The sequence below is a fragment of the Aeromonas sp. HMWF015 genome (assembly GCF_963878965.1).
Taxonomy (GTDB): Bacteria; Pseudomonadota; Gammaproteobacteria; order Enterobacterales; family Aeromonadaceae; genus Aeromonas; species Aeromonas veronii.
Window position 1 is genome coordinate 1 of record NZ_CAWNZT010000439.1, and the last position, 4,889, is coordinate 4,889.

Sequence of the window (4,889 nt, forward strand, 5' to 3'; positions counted from 1 at the left end):
GCTGCGCAGCAATTGAGCCTCACGCCGATTACGGATGCCGCCCCAACCCTGCAGATCGCCCCGCTATCTGCGGCCGATGCGTTGCAGCAGGCTGCGCAACCCGTGCTGGCCGCCCGTGGCAGCCAGCTGTTGCTGGAGTTTGCCATCCACGCCGCCACCGACGATCCGGCCCCCTTGCTGGTGATCCAGCCCCCCGAGCAGGCAGGATCGCCGCTGGCGCTGACCCCCTATTACGGCAAGTGGCATCTGGTTCGCCCGCAGGCGAGCGGCACCCTGCTGGCTCCCTCGGATCAGGAGTTGGTCGAGGGGATCGCCGGGCTCACCCTGCTGGCAGACGTACCTCGGCGTCTGGTGCTGCAGATCACCATCCCCCGCGATGCGCCGGCGGGGCGCTATCTCGGCAATATTCAGCTGCTCAGCCAACAGCAACTGGTGCAGTTACCGCTGACTATCGAGGTGCTGCCGATGACTCTGCCCGCGGCCAGCAAGCCGATCGGCATCTATGTCGAAGCGCCCCCCTATCTGAACTGGCTGAGCCCCAACCCCGAGGCGTTAAAAGAGCAGATCGCCGAGGCCAGCCGCTGCGATCTGCAGCGGCTTGCCAAACTCGGGATCAGCGGCCTCTCGCCCGCCCTGCCACAAGATGAGGCGGGGATGCGGGAGGTCATGGGAGAGGCGGTGGGGCTCGGTTTTGTGCCGCCCCTGCTGGCCTATACCCCGCTCAAGCGCTGGGGGAGTGACCCTGCCAGCCAGCTTGATCAGTGGCAGGCGCGGCAACAGGGGCTGACCGCCAGCGGCTTGCCGCCGCTGGCATGGAGCCTGTTTGATGAGCCCGATCTTGCCACCCTGCCAGCCATCACCAGCCTGGCGCGGGAGATGAAACGGCGGGATCCGGCGGTGATCCGCGCGGGTCACTTCAATCATCCGGGTCAGGTTGGTCTGCTGGCAGAGGTGGAGATTGCCCTGATCAACGCAGGCTTTGGCGCCGACAAGGCCGATGTGGCGCGGGTACGCCAGCACAAGGTCACCCCCTGGTTTTACAATCTGGGCACCCCGAGAGCCGCCGGGTTCTATCTGTGGCATAGCGGCGCCGAGGGCTATTTGCAGTGGCATGGCCGCATGCCCACCGCCCTGCCCTATGACCCCACCGATGGGCGGGAGAGCGACTTTATGCTGCTCGGCCCGCAAGCCTGCGAGGCACACCGCCTCTCTCACAATCTGTTGCTGTTGCAGCAAGCCATCGAAGATCTGCGCTGGCTCGCCTGGCTGGAGCTGGAGGCCCGCTATCAGGTGGAGGCCGCCCTGCTACTGGAGCGCCTGCGCGATCAGCTGCCGACCCGCTGGCAGGTGGCAGAGCAACTGCCCTCTGCCGCCTGGATCCAGTGGCGCCGCGAGATTGAACAACTGGCCAAGGGATTGAAAACATTGCAAACTGGTGCCAACTCATCCTCCTGAAGTGACTGCGTATGGCCAACCAGATTCCCCGCTCCACAGCCAAAGACAGCGCCCTGCACCGCCTGTTGCCTCTGATGCTGCCGCTGCTGCTCCTCACCGGTTGCGCCCGTCAGGTGCCGGTCAATGAGACCCTGCCGATCCTCAACCAGTTGCGGGAACAGCAAATGGCCGAACAGCCCCAGCTGCAACTGCAGTACCAGCAAGCGGAGACACAACTGCCAGCGGATCAGGAGCAGCTGCTGCATCAGTTTTTAGGACGCAAGGATCCGGCCCGGATTGCGCTGGTAAGCGGCCCCGGGCTGCAAACCGACATGCTGGAGAGTGCGCGGATAGCGAGCGTGCGGCTAACCGCACTCACCCGCTTGCTGGGCTCTCGCGCCATTGAGCTGGAGCCCCGCTATGACCCCATGCTGGCCCCCAATACCTTGCTGATCCGCATTCTGCCAAACGGTGAACCGGGGTCGGTCACCCCAGCGGCGGCGCAATAAGGTCAATGCAAGAAGTCGGCAAAGCCACCCGATAGAGGGGATAAGGGGCCAGCCCCCACAATTTGCGCCACCCCTGGGTCAGACGGTAAGAGAGCAGCGGCGGGCTCTGGTGCAGCTCGCCTAAAAACATCACCCCTTGGCTCATCCCTTCACCCGCCAGCGTCACTGACATCGCCTCGCTATCCGGCGCCACCAGCATGGCCTGCAGCAGACCATCACAGCGGGGATGGGCCAGCTGATAGCTGACATAGGTGCCGCCCAATACCGGCGTAGCCACCCGCAAGCGCCAGCCCATCTGGACCAGCTCCAGCAGCATCGGCTTGGCCCCCTCATTGATCGTCCGGTTCTGATAACGCCAGCCCATGGCGGCAGCACTGAGCAGCGCCACCAGCAACAGCAACAGATATCCCCTAGATAGATGCATCACGGCGCCCCCGGATAAAGAGGATGGTCATCACCAACAACATGATGGCCCACTGGTAGAGCTGGGCCAGCGAGCCGGTATGCAGCCAGCCATACCAGCGCAGATCCAGGCTCATCAGCACCAACCGCAGCTGATTGGCCCCGATATAGAGCAGGCAAACCAGCAGCAACATGGGCCACTGCCGGTAGAGGGGGCGCTCAGGCGCCAGCCAGCAGCAGGAGACCAGCCAGGAGAGCACCACCAGATAGAGTTGAGAAAACGAGGAGCACCCCTTGAGCACGATCAGGGCATGACCCCCCAACCGCTCGATGCGATTGCCATCAAGGCGAGTCTCCCAGCCCAGCAGCTGCAACCACTGGCCTACCCCCCAGGCATCGAGGGCCAGCACAGGGCCGGAGAGCAGGGCAAACACCTGCTGCCCCCACAACACCGCCACGGTAAAGGCGAGCACAATCTGCAACACCGCCCGCTCATCGCCACTCTGATGACGGCGCCATAGCGAGGCCACCAACAGCAGACAGGCCAGCGCCTTGCAACTGGCGCTGGGGATCAGGATCAGCAGGATAAAGAGGGCGAGCGCCAGTGGATGCGGACGCCAGCTCGGTGCAACCCGCGATGCAATTTGCCACCAGATAGCAATCAGCAACACCACCAGCAGGTTGAAGTGGCCCATATTGAGCCACACCATGCCCCACTGATTGGCCAAACCAAGTAGCAGCCAGTTGGGTGCCCACTGCCAGGGACGGATCTCCATCGCAACTCCTGCCGGTTATCAGCGCTTTTGACCTCTGTCGCAAGTTCTCGCAAGTTCCATGCCTGCCCGGCCTCACCCGGATCAAGCCAAGTCAGAGGATGCAACAAAGCTGGCACGCTTTATTCATTCCCCCTGCTGGCACTAGCGCCAAGGAGAAGGAGTGGGCAATGAAACTCAAACCGTTGGCAGGGCTGCTGGGGATGTTGTTGGTCACCTCCCCCGCATACGCCTTGACCGAAGTCGATACCGAACTGCAACTGCTGATGGATGTGTCGGGCAGCGTCAGTTCATCGGAATTCAATCTGCAATTACAGGGCTATGTGGACGCCTTTTACAGTCAGGATGTACAGAGCGCCATCCTCGACACCAGTGGCGACAAGCTGGGGTCAATCGCCGTGCAGATGGTGATGTGGAGCGGCTCGACCCAGCAGAGCGTGATGACTGACTGGTTCCACCTCTACGACATGACCTCCATCAACAACTTCGCCGCCACCCTGGATGCCCTGGTCCGCCCCTATGCGGGGATGACGGCCCCCGGTTCGGCGATGGCCTTTGGTGCCCAGCAGTTTGATACCAACAACTTCACCGCCGCCCGCCAGGTGATGGATGTGTCGGGTGACGGTATCCAGAACAACGGGCTGGATACCTCTACCGTGCGGGATCAACTGCTCGCCTCAGGCATCGATACCATCAACGGCATCACCATAGGTCAGGACTATGCCGATGGGGTGTTGCAAGAGTGGTATGTGGAGAACGTGGCGGGCGGTCAGGATGCATTTGTGATCAATGCCACCACCTTCGCCGACTTTGGCAATGCGCTGGAGCTCAAACTGGCGGCCGAAATTGAGGGGGGCATTATTCCGGAAGGTGCACTGGCCGCCCCCATCGAGGAGATCCCGCTGGCCGCCCAGCTGCTGCTCGGTATGCCGCTACTGCTGGCCTGGCGCTATCAACGCCGTAATCAGGGACGCCTGCAGCCCGCCAACGGCTGATTTATCACCCCGTGTGTCGCGATTAGGGAGCTATGGCTCCCTGATTTATTTGCCCACTACATATCTTTGGACAATTTATATTTCTTAGTCATTTTTTCCCTAGAGCCTAACACCGCGTAAGGTGTGAGTAAAGCAATAAAGAAGCCTTAGCAAACCACTTTAAACACAGAAAATAACGAATGGGAAAAATACCACGCGTTACGAATCACTCTTAGACACCTTGTTATGTCTTTGCCAACGTTTAACTCTAAGTGGCATAGTTACCCACCAATATACCTTGAGTGCTTTTTCATTTGCCATAACATTTAGTACAAACTTGTTCCATAGTTTCTTTATTCCACCCCAAAAACCTACGTATGTATTCGAGTAAGTTATAAACGCAAATGGTCCAGCCAAAGTGTAAATAAGCGAATGTCTCATTTCACTAAATTCTAACTCTAGAAAGTCTAAGTTCCATACGTGGTTCCACTTTCTACTCCATGTGCTATTTAAAAACTCTGTGTAAGTCGGAAAACCAAAATTATCATGTACTTCCTTAATTACTCCACCTTCACCATAAAACATCCCTGACAATGTAATCTCACTATATGCAGTATAAATCCCACCGTCATCAATAGCTATATCTTTTAAAGGTATTGACGGCAAGCTAGCTATAACAACCTGGTACTCAGAAATCAATTCAAGATCTATTTTATTTTGATAACAAACGTTTCCAGAGAAAGCTTTTACATATCCAGAAAAACGATTATAAACATTACCTTTATCAGTCTTAAAAT

5 protein-coding genes and 1 pseudogene are annotated in these 4,889 nt (G+C 58.4%); 3 read left to right on the top strand and 3 right to left on the bottom strand.

Annotated features, from left to right (window positions below; translation table 11 throughout):
* Together AACS18_RS22690 and AACS18_RS22695 are read left to right on the top strand one after the other, a co-directional pair.
* Positions 1-1,455, top strand: a pseudogene (locus AACS18_RS22690) (hypothetical protein); the annotation flags it as partial.
* Positions 1,456-1,466: 11 nt separating this feature from the next.
* Complete coding sequence (locus AACS18_RS22695) at positions 1,467-1,943, top strand: hypothetical protein (RefSeq protein ID WP_108613388.1); 477 nt, start codon at positions 1,467-1,469, stop codon at positions 1,941-1,943.
* Here AACS18_RS22695 and AACS18_RS22700 read toward each other — a convergent pair.
* A complete protein-coding gene (locus tag AACS18_RS22700) occupies positions 1,921-2,367 on the bottom strand; it encodes a hypothetical protein (RefSeq protein ID WP_108613389.1) in 447 nt (148 codons plus the stop codon). The genes AACS18_RS22695 and AACS18_RS22700 overlap by 23 nt on opposite strands.
* Positions 2,354-3,121, bottom strand: coding sequence for a hypothetical protein (locus AACS18_RS22705; RefSeq protein ID WP_005351432.1), 768 nt, complete (start codon positions 3,119-3,121; stop codon positions 2,354-2,356). The genes AACS18_RS22700 and AACS18_RS22705 overlap by 14 nt, the downstream gene beginning before the upstream one ends.
* A gap of 167 nt (positions 3,122-3,288) precedes the next feature.
* On the opposite strand from AACS18_RS22705, the gene AACS18_RS22710 reads away from it, so the two are divergent.
* Complete coding sequence (locus AACS18_RS22710) at positions 3,289-4,113, top strand: DUF1194 domain-containing protein (RefSeq protein WP_108613390.1); 825 nt, start codon at positions 3,289-3,291, stop codon at positions 4,111-4,113.
* Between the two features lie 198 nt (positions 4,114-4,311).
* On the opposite strand, the gene AACS18_RS22715 is transcribed toward AACS18_RS22710, so the two are convergent.
* The coding region (locus tag AACS18_RS22715; protein ID WP_181363359.1) for a hypothetical protein at positions 4,312-4,889 on the bottom strand (578 nt) is incomplete at its 5' end.

What these genes read in the sequence shown, in the direction of transcription:
- AACS18_RS22710 (WP_108613390.1), top strand. Translation starts at nt 3,289, where the DNA reads ATGAAACTCAAACCGTTGGCAGGGCTGCTGGGGATGTTGTTGGTCACC.
- AACS18_RS22695 (WP_108613388.1), top strand. Translation starts at nt 1,467, where the DNA reads ATGGCCAACCAGATTCCCCGCTCCACAGCCAAAGACAGCGCCCTGCAC.
- AACS18_RS22700 (WP_108613389.1), bottom strand. Translation starts at nt 2,367, where the DNA reads ATGCATCTATCTAGGGGATATCTGTTGCTGTTGCTGGTGGCGCTGCTC.
- AACS18_RS22705 (WP_005351432.1), bottom strand. Translation starts at nt 3,121, where the DNA reads ATGGAGATCCGTCCCTGGCAGTGGGCACCCAACTGGCTGCTACTTGGT.